Here is a 17,660-nt window from a genome sequence, read left to right on the forward strand (position 1 = left end):
CAGGTCCGAATAAATAATTTAATCAGTCTCGCTGATTCCGAGCTGGTTAATCCAATTGCTTAGCGTTTGATGATTCGAAATCCCCAGCAGGCGTGCCGCTTTTACCTTCTGCCCCGCCGTCAATTTCAGAGCCTCTTTAATATAGTAGACCTTTGTTTCATCAACGATTTTACTTATATCAACTCCTTGGGAAACGTCACGTCGCTGACCAAGGTGAGAGACTGCGGGTCCCCTCTTAATCATTGCTTTCTCAATATGATGACGCTCCAAGCAATCACCATCGGACCACACAGAAGCTCTGACAAGGGTATTCCAAAGCTCGCGAATGTTGCCTAGCCATGGCTGGCTACAGATAAAATTAATTGCATTCTTGGAAATTTTTTTACTCTTATATCCTGGCTGCGTCCTCGCCTCCTGATTGAGCTGCTCCATAAGCCTCCACACAAGATCAGGAATGTCCTCTTGGCGACTTCTCAACGGCGGAAGACTAAGAAGGCCAACAGCTAATCTGTAAAACAGATCTTCACGAAAATCACCTGCCTCTACCATAGCCAACAAATCACGGTGAGTTGCCGCAATAATTCGGACGTCTGTCTTGTGAGCACGGCTCGCACCAACCGGCATGACCTCTTTCTCCTGCAAAACTCGCAGAAGTTTCGCCTGTGCATCTAGAGGGAGCTCGCCGACCTCATCTAAAAAAAGTGTGCCGCCATGCGCCTGATCAAATACGCCTTTTCGATTACTTACAGCCCCAGTGAAAGCCCCTTTGACATGCCCAAACAAATGCGAATCCACCAGCCCTTCAGGAATTGCACCACAGTTTACCGGCACAAACGGCTCACTCGCTCTCACCGAAGCCTGATGGATAGCTCTGGCAACTACCTCCTTACCGGTTCCGGAATCGCCTTGTATTACTACCGGTATATCTCTGAGTGCAATTCGTTTTGCCAGAGCAATAGTCTCACTCATAGTCGCTGAGTGAGTCTGGATATGGTCAAAGTGAACGTCCACGTCAGATGCATTGCTTGCGATCTGACCCAGCAGTCCATCCTGGTGCTGCAGATACTCGAGGGATATATCGAAGGGCAACTCGATGCTAGACAGCCCGGATTGCCACGAGGTCTGAACCAGCTCGGTCCCGTAAACACCCTTGCCGAGCAGCAACCATGTCGCAATCATCGCCGGTGTGCCGGAAGTTAGATTCAGTGTTATCCGAATATCCTTAGCTGCCAGATGATCAAGCTCTTCTCGGGCCACCTGGTAGATTCCACTGTAATCGATAGGACTCTCAAGGGCGGCCTCGCGGAACGAGATCTTAAGGGGGCGGTTGATGCCTGCCATTTTCGAGGATAGCCAGCCTTCATACTGTTCAAGTCGATCGAGCCAGTTATTTGCAAGGATTTTCACCTCATCAAACGGCCAGTCGGACGAAGCCAGAATTGCGGCGACTGGACCTTCAGCTTCCTTTTCCTCCGCTAGTACATCCTGTTGGCCCAACCATGTGAGCAAAATCCGTTTTTTGGGCATTGGTAAATTCCTCTACTCAGACGTAAGCAAACTTACCATTAACAACCAGTCGAAAAACAGAGTAGCGCTCGCCCCGAATTGGAGCGGAAACGTGTGTTTTTTGTCATTAGTCGCCTAATGTACGCAAAAAAGACAGAGTCCCGTCGCCAGCGCCCAGCTTTTTCTTTGTACGCTTCTTGAAAGACAACAAGGAGCAGAAACAGACCATGAATGATTGCCAACCCTCTGCAAAAATGATCAAACACGCTGAGCTGAATGCAAATATCCTTAACATCAGGATTCCCCCCAACGTTCTCGAAGACTCCCTTGATTGCTGGTGGTTCAACGATAAGTGCTGGGAATTCCGTCCTCCTCGCGAGGGAGACTTCGTCGCAGAGCTTGCGCTTTGCAAACGGCTTGGAATAGAAGTAGACCTTTCCACATTTAAGACCAAGCGTGACTTTAAACTTTTCTTTTCCATCGTTTTTCACTATTACGAAGCTTCATACCTAAACATTCTAGAGAAGCTGCAGTCCCAGAGTCAGTGTTCTCCCTCAACAAACAACGATGCCCCAGAGCTCTCCCACCATGGTTATTTGAACAGGCTCGGAAGCATGCTGCGAAAACGTTTCAAGCGCTTCCGTTAACGGGTAGCCTTCAACTTATACAATCGGAGAAAGGCGAATCACTTAATTGAATCGTTGCTGGGTCTCGGCTTGCCAAGACACCACAAGGGAAAGGAATGCAAACTACGTTATTGCTGGCTCAACAAGACCGAGCAGTCCGTTGATCATCCGAGCCAACCTACGAAGTAACCGGAGTTTTTCAATGCCGTTTGCTCGGCAGTGCATCACTCGGATAGGGCGTGAAGACAACGCGGCACCACAGCCCAAAAGGCCATCAGCTTTGTCGCCTGCACCACAATGAGGAACGGGCAATCAAAGGCTTGGAGCTACAAGGCAAGCCTTTATATGCCTGTTTATTTGCTTAGAGCTTGTACCCATTAAATGCCCCTCTTCGATGGCTGTGCATCTTTCAAGAGTTCACCAAGCGCCACTCTCGCCAGGCCAACTCTCTTTGGTTATCAATAAACTCTGCCAAATCCTGCAAGCTGATCAACCAGGTCGATTTCTGAGAACCTCCTCGCCACGCTGGAATTGGAAGAGCGTGGCGCCCTGCCTTTACCGCTGCTTTTGCTGGAGACAAGCCGAAATATTTCTGACAGACATCCGCCAACGGGACTTCTGATTCAGAATATTCCGCTAAAAGCGCAAAATACGTTGATACCTGGTTCATAACACCTCCATAAAACACCCTGACTCTCAGCATATCGGATGCAGTGAACCTCGAGGGTCGTTAAACGGTGTTTTTTGCGCGCATGAATGCGCTCACCGAAAATTTGCGATCACTCTGTACTTACTGGCCTCCAACTCCAACCTCTGTATTTATCGTGAGGCTCCTGCCGACTGATATGCGTATAGCGCTGAAGCATCGACCAGCTTTGGTGGCCTGATACAGAGGCGACCCGTGGAATATCCCAGCCACACTCGAACAACCAACTGATGCACTCGTGACGCAGGTCGTGGAAACGCAAATCTTTGATCCCTAAGAACTGGCAATATGCGTGGAAACGAGTACCGACAGATTTGGAGTTGTAAGGAAAAATTCGTTCGTCGCATTTGGGCTGCCGCTGAATGATCGACCAGGCCTCATCGGTGAGATAAACCACTCGGTTGTTCCCAGCAGTACCCATTGGGTTTTTCATGTTGGGGACGACGACACTCCGATTGCGCGAATCCAGGCTCGCCCACTCGATTCGGCAAATCTCGTCCTGTCGGCGGGTGGAAAAGAGGGCGAACAATATAATGTCGGCCATTGGAATAGCTCTTTTTCCCGAGGGTATGGAAGCGTATTCCAAAAGCTGGTCAAGTTCTGCCAAGTTCGGTCGACGATCCCTTTTTCTCGATTTCCCTACCAGTCGCTCTCGACGACATGTTTCGGCCGTATCATTTAGCGGTTCCAACGCTGCGGGTATGCCCCAGGCCGACCGGGCTGTTTTGAATACCGATCGGAGCCAAATCAAGTCGTTGTTAATTGTCTGGGGTTGAACCCTCTTTCCGAATGCATCGGGCTGTCCGCGGTCTACCACGTGTGCAACGACTTCTTGAGCGGTCAATTCGATCGCATCCTTCTCAGCTAGGTCGAACGACTTTAATTACTCCAAATGATGCCGTTTGCTTCTCCCAAAGCTATGACCAAACTCGTCCAAATAACGATCAATCAAGTCCTCAAGGGTCACGCCCCTGTGTTGCATACGAAGCAAAGCACCAGGTTCCTGGAGTTCCAGCTCCCGCCGGCTACTCCAGTCTCGCGCCAGGGCCTTACGATCAAATGTACGACTTTCCTGATATACGACGCTTCCATTGCGTTTGACCCGCACATCAGCACGATATGCCCTACTACCATCGGCACGTCTTCGTGTTGTTATGGATGCCATGCGCTATGTTTCTCCTCAGTATCGATCCCGGATCAAGATCATCTTTCAATCCAGAATATCCTCGAAAAATCGGCTTTCGTGACGGTAAACGTACTTTTTTGGCGACATTAGGGCTCGGATATCGCTTATCAGCCAGAGTCAGCCGAACAAACCATCGCAAGCACTTTCCTGATAGAATTCGCCCTGAAAGCGGTGGAACGTCTTGAGGCACCGAAGCCTTTTAGGAAGGTTTTAACCGGAATTAATTACTGGCACAGATCGCGGTGCTACAAACCACTTCCTGTAGCACTCCTGTAGCACCGCGATCAGGAAAACGGTCAACATCGAGCAATTAATGAGCAAAATAGTGCCCTCAGATAACAGCCAAATCATCAGCGGAGCCCCTGTAAAATCAGGGCCTGAGCCCTCCCGCCGCTTCAGCGTTGCCCCGATGATGGATTGGACTACCAGCCATTTCCGCTACCTGGCCCGCCAGTTGAGCCGCCATGCGCTGCTCTACACGGAGATGGTCACTACCGGCGCGCTGATTCATGGCGATACCGAGCGGTTCCTGCGCCATGAGCCGGCGGAGTATCCGCTGGCGCTGCAGCTGGGTGGCAGTGATGCCGGTGAGCTGGCGCATTGCGCAAAACTGGCGGAGCAGTTCGGGTTTGATGAGGTGAACCTTAATGTGGGCTGCCCCAGTGATCGGGTGCAGAACAACATGATTGGCGCCTGCCTGATGGGCCACCCGGACAAGGTGGCGGAAGGTGTGCGGGCAATGATTGAGGCCACCAGTCTGCCGGTTACGGTAAAGCACCGTATTGGCATTGATGGCCGGGAATCCTGGGATGATCTGTGCGAGTTCATCGAGAAGGTTTCGGCCGCCGGCTGCAAGACCTTCATCGTGCACGCCCGTATTGCCATCCTCGAGGGTTTGAGCCCGAAGGAAAACCGCGATGTGCCGCCGCTGAAGTACGATTGGGTGTATGCCCTGAAGCGGAAGTACCCGCATCTTGAGATCATCATCAACGGTGGTATCAAAACCTTTGATGAGTGCCACGAGCACCTGCAGCACACCGATGGTGTAATGCTGGGCCGGGAGGCGTACAACAACCCCTGGCTGCTGGCCAGTGTGGACAGCGAGTTCTTTGGCGCGCCGGCATCCACCCTCACCCGCCATGACGCGCTGCGGGCTATGTACCCGTTCATCCAGAGCGAGCTGGAGCGCGGCGTATACCTCACCCACATCTCGCGGCATCTGCTGGGCCTGTTCCACGGTCAGCCGGGCGGGCGTCAGTTCCGCCGGTATATCAGTGAGAATGCCTATAAGTCCGGGGCCGGGCTTGAGGTGATTCAGACCGCCCTGGAGAAAGTCCGGGAGCCGGAACCGGCGCTTATTGCAGAAGCTTAATCGGCCCTAGGCCGTTGGTTGTCTTGTCCCTGTCAGAGCAGCCCGTTATTGTAGGTGAATCACCAGCATCTGGGAGTCGGATGCCTCAATAACAGATCAATCGGGACGACAGCACGAATGACCAACAAGCTTGAACAACTGAAGACCATGACCACCGTGGTGGCCGACACCGGCGACATCGACGCCATTGCCCAATGGCGCCCGCAAGATGCCACCACCAACCCTTCCCTGCTGCTGAAAGCTGCCGCCTCAGACGCCTATCGCCCGATGCTGGATAAAGCCGTTGCCGATGCCCGTCGCCACGGCGGTTCCGACGCCGAACAGCTGACCGTTGCTACCGATACCCTGGCGGTGCTGGCCGGGCGGGAAATCCTGAACCTGATTCCCGGCGTGGTCTCCACCGAAGTGGATGCGCGTTTGTCGTTTGATACCGCCGGTACTCTGGAGCGGGCCCGTCGGCTGGTGGATCTGTATGACAGGCAAGGCGTGGACACCAGCCGCGTGCTGATCAAGATTGCGTCCACCTGGGAAGGCATTCGTGCTGCCGAGCAGCTGGAGAAGGAAGGCATTCGCTGCAACCTCACCCTGTTGTTCTCGTTCATTCAGGCCGCGGCCTGCGCCCAGGCCGGTGCGTTCCTGATTTCGCCGTTTGTCGGCCGGATTCTGGACTGGCACCTGGCCAACAGTGGCCGCGACAGCTACCCGGCAGCGGAAGACCCGGGCGTGCTGTCGGTGTCCAGGATCTATAATTACTTCAAGGCCAATGACTACAACACCGTGGTGATGGGCGCGAGCTTCCGCAACACCGGCGAGATTGAAATGCTGGCAGGCTGCGACCGGCTGACCATCAGCCCGGCGCTGTTGCAGGAATTGCAGGATGACACCGCTCCGCTGAGCCGGAAATTGTCGGCTGAAGGCGTAAGCTCGCCGGACAAGCTGGGCACGGTGAACGAGCGGGTGTTCCGCTGGGAGTCTAATGAAGACGCCATGGCCACCGAGAAACTGGCCGATGGCATCCGCCGCTTTACCGCCGATCAGATTGAACTGGAACAGCGGGTGCGCCAGTTGGCCAAAGCGGCCTGAATTCACCACTGTTTTCGAACTAACAGGAGTGCGACTGCCCCAACATGTTAGATCAACTGAAAAAGCTGTTTGCCGCACCGGAATCGGAGAACCAGGAGCCGGACAACCACCAACTGGCGGTGGCGGCCACCGCCCTGATGGTGCAGTTGTCCCGGGCGGACCACAACGAGGATGAGCGCGAGCTGCAAGCCATTGTGGACTGTGCGGTGAAAGCCCATCAGGTAACCCGCGACGAGGCCGAGGCGATCCTCCAAGACGCCCTGGACCACGCCGACGATGCCACCTCTATGTACGAGTTTACCGGGCAGATCAACGAGCACCTGGATCAGAACGCCAAGCAGTCGCTGCTGGAAAGTATCTGGCGCGTGGCCTTTGCTGATGGCCGTATCGACAAGTACGAAGAACACCTTATTCGCCGTATGGCGGACCTGCTGCATCTTAATCACCGGGAATACATGCAGGCGCGGCACCGGGCGGAGAATTCAGGATAACCAGTGCCGGGTGACGAGCGTGCCGGCTAACACAAGGAGATTGTATGCTAGCCATTCTTCATCCCAACACCGGGCTGGACAGCGAAGCCTATCGCCAAACCATGCATTACCTGGAGAACCTGCCCGGGGTATCGGTGCGGGTGCACGAGGTACAGGGCACCACCCAGCGGCTCACGGAAATCTACTTGCTGGGCGACACCAAGGGCCTGGATAAGGAAGAAATCGAGGCGCTGCCGGCGGTTGAGCGGGCCATCCGTATTTCCGATGACTACCGCATTCTAGGGCGGCACAAAGACGACCGGCGCCAGAGCGGGTTCACCTACAACGGGGTGGACTTCAATCAGTCCAACCTGAACGTGTTTGCCGGGCTGTGTGCGGTGGATGTGCCAGAACACGTGGACATGATGATGCGCGCCCTGCAAGACAGCGGTGAAGTGTGCACCCGCATGGGCGCCTACAAGCCGCGCACCAACCCCTACTCGTTCCAGGGCCACGGCAAGGGGTGCCTACCCTGGGTGTTTGAGAAGGCGGGCAAGCATGGCATCAAGGTGGTGGCCATGGAGATCACCCACGAGAGCCACATCGAGGAAATCGACACCTGCCTGGAACGCCTGGGCCGCCCAACCGGGGTGATGCTGCAAGTAGGCACACGGAATACCCAGAATTTTGAGTTGCTGAAGGCGATTGGCCGCCAAAGCGAGTATCCCGTATTGCTCAAGCGCGGTTTTGGCATCACCCTGAACGAATCCCTGAATGCCGCCGAGTACCTGGCCAGCGAAGGCAACGCCAAGGTGATCTTCTGCCTGCGGGGCATGAAGACCGAGGCCGGACAACCGCACCGCAACATGGTCGATTTTGCCCATGTGCCGGCGGTGAAGCGACTAACGCGTATGCCGGTGTGTGTGGACCCGTCCCATTCGGTGGGCAGCCGGGACCGTTCGCCGGACGGCATTCTGGATGTGATGCACGCCACCGCACAGGGCGTGATTGCCGGCGCCAACATGGTGCTGGTGGACTTCCACCCGAAACCCGAGCGGGCACTGGTGGACGGCCCCCAGGCCTTGTTGATGAACGAATTACCCGCCTATCTGGAAGATATCCGGCTATGCCACGACACCTGGACCAAACGCCAGGCCATTTACCAACGCCTTCAAGGTGAACCACCAGAATGATTGTTTACGGACACAGAGGCGCCAAAGGCGAGGCGCCTGAGAATACTTTGCCTGGCTTTGTTCACGCCTACCGCCATGGCATACGGCATTTTGAGTTGGATCTGGTGCTTTCGAAAGACGGCATCCCCGTGCTGGTGCACGATCTGACCGTTACCCGCACCACCAGCCATACGGGTGAAGTGGGCGATTACACGGCGGCTGAACTGGCCGACATGGACGCCCGGCGCAACACCAGCTCCTGGCCCCGCAAGATTGGCATTCCCACTCTGGAAGACCTGCTGGACCAGTTTGACGATCTGGAGCATCTGCAACTGGAGGTAAAGAAAGACTCTCGGCAGCGCCTGAACATCCTGTGTAACCGCCTGACCGAGATCATTCAGCGCCGCAACCTGTATAAGACCGCGACCATTACCTCATCAGATACCTGGTTTCTGAAGGAAATCCGTCGGCGCAACAAGCATATTCAGATTGGATTGGTGGCGGAGCGGAAGTTCCCCCGGCCCCTGAACGTTGCCACGCGGCTAGGGTGCAGTTACCTGTGCTTGAACTGGAAGCTGTGCTCGAAAGAGCTGGTGGAAAACGCACATCGGCGTGAAATGCATGTATCCGTCTGGACGGTAAACCGCATTCACGACATGTTGCAGCTGGAGGAAATGGGGGTAAACAGTATCATCACCGACTACCCAACCAGTACCCACATCTTTTTCGACAACCGGGCCAGGGCCCTGTTGCCCCTGCCCCAATCGCAATCCGAGCCGTTGCCGAGCGATGGCGCGGCAGTTTCCACCGGCGGCTGAGGCCGGATCAGAAGATCCGGTTCAGGCCGTTCAGGGCGGCTACCCGGTAGGCTTCCGCCATGGTCGGGTAGTTGAAGGTGGTGTTGATGAAGTAGTTCAGGGAATTGGCTTCCCCTTTCTGGTTCATGATTGCCTGTCCGATGTGAACGATCTCGGCCGCCTGGTCCCCGAAGCAGTGAATACCCAGAATCTCGCGGCTTTCACGGTGGAACAGAATCTTCAGCATGCCCACCGCATCGCCGGTGATCTGAGCGCGGGCGAGGTCCTTGAAGAAGGCCTGGCCTACTTCGTAAGGCACCTTCGCTTCGGTCAATTCACGCTCGGTTTTACCGACGGAACTGATCTCGGGAATGGTGTAAATACCGGTCGGCACATCCGAGACGTAGCGGAAATACTCATCCTTCACGATGTCAGACGACGCAGAACGGCCCTGATCGTAAGCGGCACTGGCCAGGCTCGGCCAACCGATAACGTCACCGGCGGCGTAGACGTTCTCCACTTCCGTGCGGTAATGCTCATCCACCGACAGCTGGCCACGGCCATTGGGCACCAGGCCAATGTTGTCGAGGTCTAGAGAGTCGGTGTTGCCGGTACGGCCGTTGCACCACAGAAACGCATCGGCGCGGATTTTCTTGCCCGACGCCAGCGACAGCACTACGCCGTGGTCGTCGCCTTCCACCTTTTCATACTGCTCGTTGTGACGTACCAGAACCCCGTTGTTGCGCAGGTGGTAACTGAGCGCGTCGGAGATCTCGTCGTCCAGGAACGACAGCAGGCGGCTGGTCGGGTTGATCAGGTCTACCTTCACACCCAGGCCGGCAAAGATTGAAGCGTACTCTGAACCGATGACACCGGCGCCGTAGATGATCAGCGTGCGCGGGGTGTGGGACAGGTTCAGGATGGTGTCTGAGTTGTAGATGCGGTGATGGCGGAAATCCACATCGGGCGGCAGGTACGGGCGTGAGCCGGTAGCAATGATCGCCTGCTTGAAGTGGATGTGCTCAACCGCCTTGCTGCCACGGATTTCCAGCCGGTTCTTGTCAACGAACGAGGCACGGCCGTTGATCAGATCTACCCGGTTGCGGGCGTAGAACTGGGTTCTCAGCTTAACCTGCTTGCCGATAACCTTCTGCGCGTTCTGCAGCACACGGGGAAAGGAGAACCAGCGCGGCTCACCGATATCGCGGAACATCTGATTAGTGTTGAACGTGATGATCTGCTTCACCGAATGACGCAACGCCTTGGAGGGAATGGTCCCCCAGTGGGTGCAGTTACCGCCGACGGTGGCCTTGTCTTCGATGATCGCGACACGTTTACCGTGCTTCGTCGCATTCATCGCCGCGCCTTCACCGGAAGGCCCAGCGCCGATAACGACGACGTCGTAATGATGTTCTGCCATGCGCGCAGTGACTCCTTATCTACGTCGTGAAAATTGGATCGTTATTATTAATTGCGTGTCAGTGCTTGTCGGCCTTGGTGGCGTCGTAGGTGAGGGCCTCAGCCTGCCTGCTGTCCTGGGTCTGGCGCTCGCTCTCTTCCTCACACTTTTGGGGGCTGCCACCGCAGATATCACAGGACTGGCTGATACCCAGTGCGCCAATGCCGCCGCAGGTACCGCTGATCGGCTTGCGTCCGAGGATCACGCCGATGGACATGGCTGCAACAAGCAGAACCACGATGAACAAAACTAGAAGAAAGATACCCATGTTGCCCTCCCGTTATTGAGCGACATTACTGAGTGACGTAAGACGAAAAGGCCGGCGTCTGATGTGTTTCGAAGCCGTTTTCCGTCCGAATAATAAAATAGGCCGGGATATTCTCCCGGGTCGCGAGGGCGTGCGCTTTCTCAAAGCCCATCACGTTAAAACCTGTGGCCAGCGCATCCGCCGACATACAGTCTTCGGCAATCACCGTGACCGAAGCCAGATTGTGCTTAATGGGACGCCCGGTTACAGGGTCTATGGTATGGGAAAACCGGCGCCCTTCCGATTCGTAATAGTTACGATAGTCGCCGGATGTCGCCATAGCGCTGCTTTCCAACGCGACAATACGATTCACCTGGCGGGCATCGGAGGTTGGTTCCTCAATCGCCAAACGCCAGGCATCTCCCCCGGGTTTGCGCCCATTTACACGGACTTCGCCACCAATCTCTACCAGATACGCCTCAATGCCCTCACTGTCGAGGTATCGGGCAACGGCGTCAACCCCGTAACCCTTGGCGATGGCGGAGAGATCAATGTACTGGGGCTGCTCGGCCCGCACTGCCGGTGGCTGCTCCCGCAGCTCCAGCTTGTCGTACCCCGTGACAGCAAGTACCTCTGCCAGTTCCTGATCCGACGGCACCTGCTCCGGGCGTGCCTGGGGGCCGAAGCCCCAGAGGTTCACTACCGGGCCGATGGTGACGTCGAAAGCACCGCTGGTCAGCTCTGAGATCGCCCCAGCGCGCTGCAGCACTTCATACAGCGGTTCCGACAGCGGCATCCACTGGGATTGATCGTCGGCCTGGTTCAGCTGCGACAGCTCGGAATCCGCGCGCCAGGTGGACATGGACGCATCCACTTTCTCCAGCTCGCCCTCAATGCCGGCCGCCAGGGCTTCCAGCCGGGCCTGATCGCCCGGCAGTACCACGTTGATGTGATACTCGGTGCCAAACACCGGCCCCGAGATTTCCCAGACTTTTTCCTCTGGCTCAAACGAACAACCCGCCAGAGCGAGCCCTGCCAGCGCCAACATGGTGCCGACAAAACCCACCCTGACGGGTTGAAGCATGCGGGATGTCATTGGAGCTAATTAACCCCCAAAGTCATCCAGCATGATGTTTTCATCCTCAACACCCAGATCCTTCAGCATCTTGATGCAGGATGCGTTCATGATGGGCGGCCCACACATGTAGAACTCGCAGTCTTCCGGAGCCGGATGGTCCTTCAGGTACTTCTCGTAGAGCACGTTGTGGATAAAGCCGGTCTCGCCTTGCCAGTTGTCCTCAGGCAGTGCGTCAGACAGCGCCACGTGCCACTCGAAGTTCTCATTCTCTTCCTGCAGGCCGTCGAAGTCTTCCACGTAGAACATCTCGCGGACACTCCGCGCGCCGTACCAGAAGCTGATCTTACGCTTCGAGTTCAGACGCTTGAGCTGGTCAAAGATGTGCGAGCGCATCGGTGCCATGCCAGCACCACCGCCGATGAATACCATTTCGGCATCGGTCTTCTTGGCGAAGAACTCACCGAACGGCCCCATCACGGTCACCTTGTCACCCGGCTTCATCTTGAACACGTAGCTCGACATGATACCTGGGTTGTGGTCGGTACCTGGAGGCGGAGTCGCGATCCGGATGTTGAACTTCAGGACGCCCTTCTCTTCCGGGTAGTTCGCCATGGAGTACGCACGGATGGTCTCTTCCTTATTGATCGCCTTGTAGCGCCAGATGTTGTGCTTGTCCCAGTCTTCGTGGAACTCTTCCTCGATGTCGAAATCCTTGAAATCGATTTCGTACGGAGGGCACTCCAGCTGCACGTAGCCACCAGCGCGGAAGTCTACTTCTTCGCCTTCCGGAAGCTTCAGCACCAGTTCTTTGATGAAGGTGGCCACGTTGTGGTTGGACACCACTTCGCATTCCCACTTCTTCACGCCGAAGAACTCTTCAGGTACTTCGATCTTCATGTCCTGCTTCACCGGAACCTGGCAGGACAGGCGCCAGCCTTCCTTTTCTTCCCGGTTGGTGAAGTGGGTCTTCTCGGTCGGCAGCATGGCGCCGCCGCCTTCGAACACCTTACATTTGCACTGGGCACAGGTACCACCGCCGCCGCACGCGGAGGACAGGAAGATACCCTGGTTCGCCAGGGTGCCCAGCAATTTCCCGCCCGCACCGGTCTTCATGGTGTGTTCGGGATCGTCGTTGATCTCAATTGTCACGTCACCGGTGCTTACCAGCCTGGAGCGGGCCGCAAGAATCACTGCGACCAGAGCCAGAACGATAACGGTGAACATGACCACGCCGAGAATAATTTCTGTATTCATGGTCTCGCCTTTTCGTTAAACCGAATCACCGGGTGAGTTACAGAGAGATGCCGGAAAAGGACATAAAGCCCAGGGACATCAGACCCACAGTGATGAAGGTGATACCCAGGCCACGCAGGCCTTCCGGAACGTCACTGTACTTCAGCTTCTCGCGAATGCCGGCCAGCGCAATGATGGCCAGGGCCCAGCCCACGCCGGCACCGAATCCGTACACCACACTCTCACCGAAGGTGTAGTCCCGCTCAACCATGAACAGTGACGCACCCAGGATGGCGCAGTTCACTGTAATCAGTGGCAGGAACACACCGAGGGCCGCATAGAGCGCTGGAATGTACTTGTCGAGTACCATTTCCATGATCTGTACGAGCGCTGCGATTACACCAATGTACGTAAGCAAGCCCAAAAAGCTCAGGTCTACGTTTGGCAGACCAGCCCAATCAAGGGCGCCTTCACGCAGGATGCTGTTGTACAGCAGGTTATTCACCGGCACGGTGACGGTCAGAACAACCACTACCGCGATACCCAGACCGGTAGCCGCCTCGATCTTCTTGGAGATCGCCAGGAAGGTACACATACCCAGGAAGAAAGCCAGAGCCATGTTCTCAACGAAAATGGCCTTAACAATCAGGCTGATATAATGTTCCATCAGAAGGCCTCCTTGGCGGTGTGGCGAGACATTTTGTAATCCGCCTCTTCAACCTGCTCTGGCTTCCAGACCCGCAGGCCCCAGATTGCCAGACCGATGATGAAGAACGCGCTCGGCGGCAGCAGCAACAGACCGTTCGGGATGTACCAGCCACCCTCGTTGACAGTCGGCAGCAGTGTCACGCCAAACAGTGAGCCCGCACCCAGCAGTTCCCGGAAGAACGCTACGAACAGCAGCAGCACGGAATAACCGAGACCGTTACCGATACCGTCCAGGAAGCTCAGGTAGGGGCCATTCTTCATGGCGAAGCCTTCGGCACGACCCATCACGATGCAGTTGGTAATGATCAGACCAACGAATACGGACAGCTGCTTGCTGATCTCGTAGGCGTAGGCCTTGAGGATCTGGTCAACCACGATTACCAGAGAGGCAATGATGGTCATCTGCACGATGATACGGATGCTGCCCGGGATTTGAGCCCGAACCAGCGATACCGCCAGGTTAGAGAATGCCGTTACCGCGATGACCGCCAGACACATGACGATAGTCACGTTCATGCTGGTGGTTACCGCCAACGCGGAGCAGATACCAAGGATCTGCAGCGCGATCGGGTTGTTGCTAAAAATCGGTTCGAAGAGAACCTGTTTGGCCGATGCATCTGCCATGATCAGACCTCCCCTTCACGCAGTTTTTGTAGGAATGGTGCGTAGCCGCGCTCGCTCATCCAGTAGTTAACCAGTTGCTCGACACCACGGCTTGTCAGAGTCGCGCCGGACAGGGCATCTACCTTGTGCTCTTTGTCAGCAGCATCGGCACTCACGCCACCTTTAACCAGACGAATCTTCGGATCGGCGCGCTCGCCGTCGTAGACTTCCTTGCCCACCCACTGCTTTTTCCAGCGCGGGTTGTCGACTTCGCCACCCAGGCCCGGAGTTTCAGCGTGCGCGTAAAAACCGAGACCTTCAACGGTGTTCAGATCGCCTTCCAGGGAAATGAAGCCGTAAAGGGTGGACCACAGACCGTAACCGTGAATCGGCAGCACCACGCGGGTAACTTCGCCGTTCTCGCTCATGGTGTAGACCTTGGCAACGTTCGGACGACGCTTGATACCGGCCTTGTCTTCAGACGACGGGATGTTGGTAGACATCTGCGGGTCGGAAGCGGCTTTGTACATGTCGTACTTCATCGGATCCTGTACACCCACGTCAGACGCTTCAACGTACTGACCGGTGTCCAGATCGACCAGACGAACTTCGAACTGCTCAAACTGCGATTCGATTTCATCGGCGCTGGCGCCCTTTTCAAGCAGGCCGGCAGCGGACAGGATGTTGGTCTTGATGTCCAGATTCTGGTTCTGAATCTGCGCTGGGCGGAGCATTACCGCGGCACCAGATACCACCACGGAAAACACAATACTCAGGACCAGAGCAACAATCAGCGTTCTGGAGACAGTTTCTTTAGCTTTAGCCACGTGCGAGCCTCCGTTTGATGTTGGCCTGAACCACGTAGTGATCCATCAGCGGCGCGAACAGGTTTGCAAACAGGATGGCCAGCATGATGCCTTCCGGGAACGCCGGGTTGACTACCCGGATCAGCACGGTCATCACACCAACCAGGATACCGAAGCTCCAGCGACCAGTGTCGGTCATCGCCGAGGATACCGGGTCAGTGGCCATGAACATCATGCCGAACGCGAAACCACCCATCACCAGATGCCAATGTGCCGGAACGGCGAACATGGGATTGGTCTCGGAGCCGACGATGTTAAACAGCAGCGACGTGGCAATCATGCCGATCAGCACACCCCCGACAATGCGGAAGTTGGCGATCTTCATAATCAGCAGGATGATACCGCCAAGAAGTACGGCCAGCGTAGAGGTCTCACCCATGGAGCCCTGAATGGTGCCCATGAATGCGCTCATCCAGCCGATCTGCGCTTCCAGTGCTTCCAGACCACCACTGGCAGCCCAGCTCAGGGCGGTAGCGCCACTGAAACCGTCAACCGCGGTCCATACGGTGTCACCGGAGATCTGCGCCGGATAAGCGAAGTACAGGAAAGCACGACCGGTCAGGGCCGGGTTCAGGAAGTTCTTGCCAGTACCGCCGAACACTTCCTTACCGATTACCACACCGAAGGTGATGCCCAGAGCCACCTGCCACAGCGGGATGGAGGGCGGGCAGACCAGTGCGAACAGTACGGAGGTAACGAAGAAGCCTTCGTTCACTTCGTGACGACGAACCGTGGCGAACAATACTTCCCAGAAACCGCCGACGATGAACGTCACCGCGTAGATGGGAATAAAGTAGGCCATGCCGTAGATGAAGTTATCCAGCCAGCCTGCACCGGCACCGGTCACTGCCAGTGCGTTGATGAAGGCCGTGCGCAGGCCGCCGTCGCCGACCATGGCATCCGGAGTGGTTGCGAGGTAGCTGTTGGCCTGGAAGCCGATGTTCCACATACCGAAGAACATGGCCGGGAAGGTACACATCCATACCGTGATCATGATGCGCTTAAGATCAACGCCGTCACGCACGTGGGCAGTGGTAGAGGTTACCTTGCCCGGTGTGTAGAAGATCGTATCGACGGCTTCGTACAGCGAATACCAGCGCTCGTACTTGCCACCTTTTTCAAAGTGATGCTCGATTCCATCGAGAAACTGTCTGATAGCCATCGTTTTAGCCCTCGATCTCGATTCGGGTCAGGTTCTCGCGGAGAATCGGACCGTATTCATATTTACCCGGGCACACGAACGTGCACAGCGCCAGATCTTCTTCATCCAGCTCCAGGGCACCGAGTTTCTGTGCCATCTCAGTGTCGCCAACGATGATGGAGCGCAGCAGCTGGGTCGGCAGGATATCCAGCGGCATGATTTGCTCATACGCGCCTACCGGAACCATGGCCCGCTCACTGCCGTTGGTGGTGGTGGTAAAGTTGAACAGCTTGCCACTCGCCAGTTTCGACAGATAGATATTCAGGATGGAGAACTTATTGGGACCCGGAGACAACCAGCCCATGAACTCGCGCTTGGTGCCTTCTTCCAGCAGCGAAACCTGGTTGGCAAAACGGCCGAGGTAGGCACAGGGGCCATCGCCACGACGTCCGCCGAACACCGAACCGGAAATGGCGCGCACTTCCGCATCGTTGCTGACTTCGCCTTCAAGCAGCTCCGGCAGGCTGGCACCGATACGGGTGCGAACCAGACGCGGCTTCAGCGCCTTGGGGCCACCAATCGCTACAATGCGCTCAACCGGCACTTCACCGGTGATGAACAGCTGTGCGATGTCGATAACGTCCTGGTAGTTGATCGACCAGACGGTCTTGCTGCCAGACACCGAATCCAGATAGTGGATGTGGGTGCCAACATTGCCGGCCGGGTGCACGCCGTCGAACTGATGCACTTCAACGGCATCGTTCTTGGGCACAGGCACGTTGGAGCCTGGCTTGCCAGTAACAAATACCTTGCCCTGAGTCAGCTTGGTCAGAATCTCCAGGCCTTTCTCGAACGCTGCGCTGTTCTCGCCGATGATGACAGTCGGGTCAGCGGCCAGCGGGTTGGTATCCATTACAGACACGAAAATGGAATGGGGCGCGCTGTCGATGGTTGGGACTTTGCTGTAGGGGCGGGTTCTAAACGCCGTCCACAGACCGGACTCCACCAGATTGTCGACAACCTGCTGGCGCTCAAGGCCGGCAAGATCCGCGTCGTTGTAACGAGCGTAGGTTTCCGCTTCGTCACCATCGATCTCGATAACGATCGACTGAAAAACGCGACGGTCACCACGGTTGATTTCTTTCACCACGCCCGCGGCGGGTGACGTATAACGAACGCCTTCGGTCTTCTTGTCCGTGAACAGCAGCGTGCCGCGCTTGACGCGGTCCCCTTCTTTCACAGCCATCGTCGGCTTCATGCCGTTGTAGTCAAAACCGATCAACGCCACGTGGCGAACGGGTTTGCCCTCTGTAATGGTCTGTTCGGGAGCGCCGCTGATGGGAAGATCCAGGCCTTTCTTGATCTTGATCATTAGCCTCATCCAGTCATCAGAAACTAGTTTATGGA

General features: G+C 56.1%; 18 protein-coding genes. 6 read left to right on the forward strand and 12 right to left on the reverse strand.

The annotated features are described in order from the left end of the window. Positions 1–18: 18 nt before the first annotated feature. Positions 19–1,527, reverse strand: coding sequence for a sigma-54 interaction domain-containing protein (locus QUE89_RS11045; protein ID WP_286220138.1), 1,509 nt, complete (start codon positions 1,525–1,527; stop codon positions 19–21). 206 nt (positions 1,528–1,733) lie between these two features. On the opposite strand from QUE89_RS11045, the gene QUE89_RS11050 reads away from it, so the two are divergent. Next, on the forward strand, positions 1,734–2,153 hold the full coding sequence (locus QUE89_RS11050; RefSeq protein ID WP_286220139.1) for a hypothetical protein: 420 nt from the start codon (positions 1,734–1,736) through the stop codon (positions 2,151–2,153). Between the two features lie 388 nt (positions 2,154–2,541). Here QUE89_RS11050 and QUE89_RS11055 read toward each other — a convergent pair whose 3' ends face one another. Together QUE89_RS11055 and QUE89_RS11060 are read right to left on the reverse strand one after the other, a co-directional pair. Further along, positions 2,542–2,802, reverse strand: coding sequence for a pyocin activator PrtN family protein (locus QUE89_RS11055; protein ID WP_136629783.1), 261 nt, complete (start codon positions 2,800–2,802; stop codon positions 2,542–2,544). A gap of 109 nt (positions 2,803–2,911) precedes the next feature. Beyond that, positions 2,912–3,382, reverse strand: coding sequence for a site-specific integrase (locus QUE89_RS11060; protein WP_286220140.1), 471 nt, complete (start codon positions 3,380–3,382; stop codon positions 2,912–2,914). A gap of 1,051 nt (positions 3,383–4,433) precedes the next feature. Here QUE89_RS11060 and dusA point away from each other — a divergent pair. The 5 genes from dusA to QUE89_RS11085 all read left to right on the forward strand — a co-directional run bounded on the left by dusA (position 4,434) and on the right by QUE89_RS11085 (position 8,939). After that, positions 4,434–5,396 carry a tRNA dihydrouridine(20/20a) synthase DusA gene (dusA, locus tag QUE89_RS11065; RefSeq protein WP_286222873.1) on the forward strand — a complete coding sequence of 321 codons (963 nt, stop codon included), beginning with the start codon at positions 4,434–4,436 and terminating at the stop codon, positions 5,394–5,396. Positions 5,397–5,513: 117 nt separating this feature from the next. Further along, positions 5,514–6,479 (forward strand): transaldolase, encoded by a 966-nt coding sequence (gene tal, locus QUE89_RS11070; protein ID WP_286220142.1) that lies wholly within the window; start codon positions 5,514–5,516, stop codon positions 6,477–6,479. Positions 6,480–6,523: 44 nt separating this feature from the next. After that, positions 6,524–6,970: a tellurite resistance TerB family protein gene (locus QUE89_RS11075; RefSeq protein ID WP_286220143.1), complete on the forward strand. Its 447-nt coding sequence runs from the start codon at positions 6,524–6,526 to the stop codon at positions 6,968–6,970. Positions 6,971–7,014: 44 nt separating this feature from the next. After that, positions 7,015–8,142 (forward strand): 3-deoxy-7-phosphoheptulonate synthase, encoded by a 1,128-nt coding sequence (locus QUE89_RS11080; protein WP_286220144.1) that lies wholly within the window; start codon positions 7,015–7,017, stop codon positions 8,140–8,142. Further along, complete coding sequence (locus QUE89_RS11085; protein ID WP_286220145.1) at positions 8,139–8,939, forward strand: glycerophosphodiester phosphodiesterase; 801 nt, start codon at positions 8,139–8,141, stop codon at positions 8,937–8,939. Before QUE89_RS11080 ends, QUE89_RS11085 begins: the two co-directional genes overlap by 4 nt. 7 nt (positions 8,940–8,946) lie before the next feature. Here the strand turns inward: QUE89_RS11085 and sthA are convergent, their stop codons facing one another. Genes sthA through QUE89_RS11130 form a run of 9 tightly spaced genes read right to left on the reverse strand, consistent with a single transcriptional unit; the run spans position 8,947 to position 17,625 of the window. Next, positions 8,947–10,338, reverse strand: coding sequence for a Si-specific NAD(P)(+) transhydrogenase (gene sthA, locus QUE89_RS11090; RefSeq protein WP_286220146.1), 1,392 nt, complete (start codon positions 10,336–10,338; stop codon positions 8,947–8,949). Between the two features lie 58 nt (positions 10,339–10,396). Next, positions 10,397–10,645 (reverse strand): (Na+)-NQR maturation NqrM, encoded by a 249-nt coding sequence (gene nqrM, locus QUE89_RS11095; protein ID WP_286220147.1) that lies wholly within the window; start codon positions 10,643–10,645, stop codon positions 10,397–10,399. A gap of 25 nt (positions 10,646–10,670) precedes the next feature. After that, positions 10,671–11,720 carry an FAD:protein FMN transferase gene (locus tag QUE89_RS11100; RefSeq protein ID WP_434784069.1) on the reverse strand — a complete coding sequence of 350 codons (1,050 nt, stop codon included), beginning with the start codon at positions 11,718–11,720 and terminating at the stop codon, positions 10,671–10,673. A gap of 9 nt (positions 11,721–11,729) precedes the next feature. Further along, positions 11,730–12,956 carry an NADH:ubiquinone reductase (Na(+)-transporting) subunit F gene (gene nqrF, locus QUE89_RS11105; protein ID WP_286220149.1) on the reverse strand — a complete coding sequence of 409 codons (1,227 nt, stop codon included), beginning with the start codon at positions 12,954–12,956 and terminating at the stop codon, positions 11,730–11,732. Between the two features lie 37 nt (positions 12,957–12,993). Beyond that, positions 12,994–13,602, reverse strand: coding sequence for an NADH:ubiquinone reductase (Na(+)-transporting) subunit E (nqrE, locus tag QUE89_RS11110; protein ID WP_138439551.1), 609 nt, complete (start codon positions 13,600–13,602; stop codon positions 12,994–12,996). Beyond that, positions 13,602–14,267, reverse strand: coding sequence for an NADH:ubiquinone reductase (Na(+)-transporting) subunit D (locus QUE89_RS11115; RefSeq protein WP_041341889.1), 666 nt, complete (start codon positions 14,265–14,267; stop codon positions 13,602–13,604). Before QUE89_RS11115 ends, nqrE begins: the two co-directional genes overlap by 1 nt. Positions 14,268–14,269: 2 nt before the next feature. Next, the gene (locus QUE89_RS11120; RefSeq protein WP_203300392.1) at positions 14,270–15,073 is read right to left on the reverse strand and encodes a Na(+)-translocating NADH-quinone reductase subunit C; all 804 of its coding nucleotides are present in this window, start codon (positions 15,071–15,073) and stop codon (positions 14,270–14,272) included. Continuing rightward, on the reverse strand, positions 15,066–16,274 hold the full coding sequence (locus tag QUE89_RS11125; protein WP_286220151.1) for an NADH:ubiquinone reductase (Na(+)-transporting) subunit B: 1,209 nt from the start codon (positions 16,272–16,274) through the stop codon (positions 15,066–15,068). Before QUE89_RS11125 ends, QUE89_RS11120 begins: the two co-directional genes overlap by 8 nt. Before the next feature lie 4 nt (positions 16,275–16,278). Continuing rightward, positions 16,279–17,625, reverse strand: a complete 1,347-nt coding sequence (locus tag QUE89_RS11130; RefSeq protein ID WP_286220152.1) for a Na(+)-translocating NADH-quinone reductase subunit A — start codon at positions 17,623–17,625, stop codon at positions 16,279–16,281. Positions 17,626–17,660 lie beyond the last annotated feature (35 nt).

This window comes from Marinobacter sp. LA51 (assembly GCF_030297175.1).
GTDB classification, from domain to species: Bacteria; Pseudomonadota; Gammaproteobacteria; order Pseudomonadales; family Oleiphilaceae; genus Marinobacter; species Marinobacter apostichopi.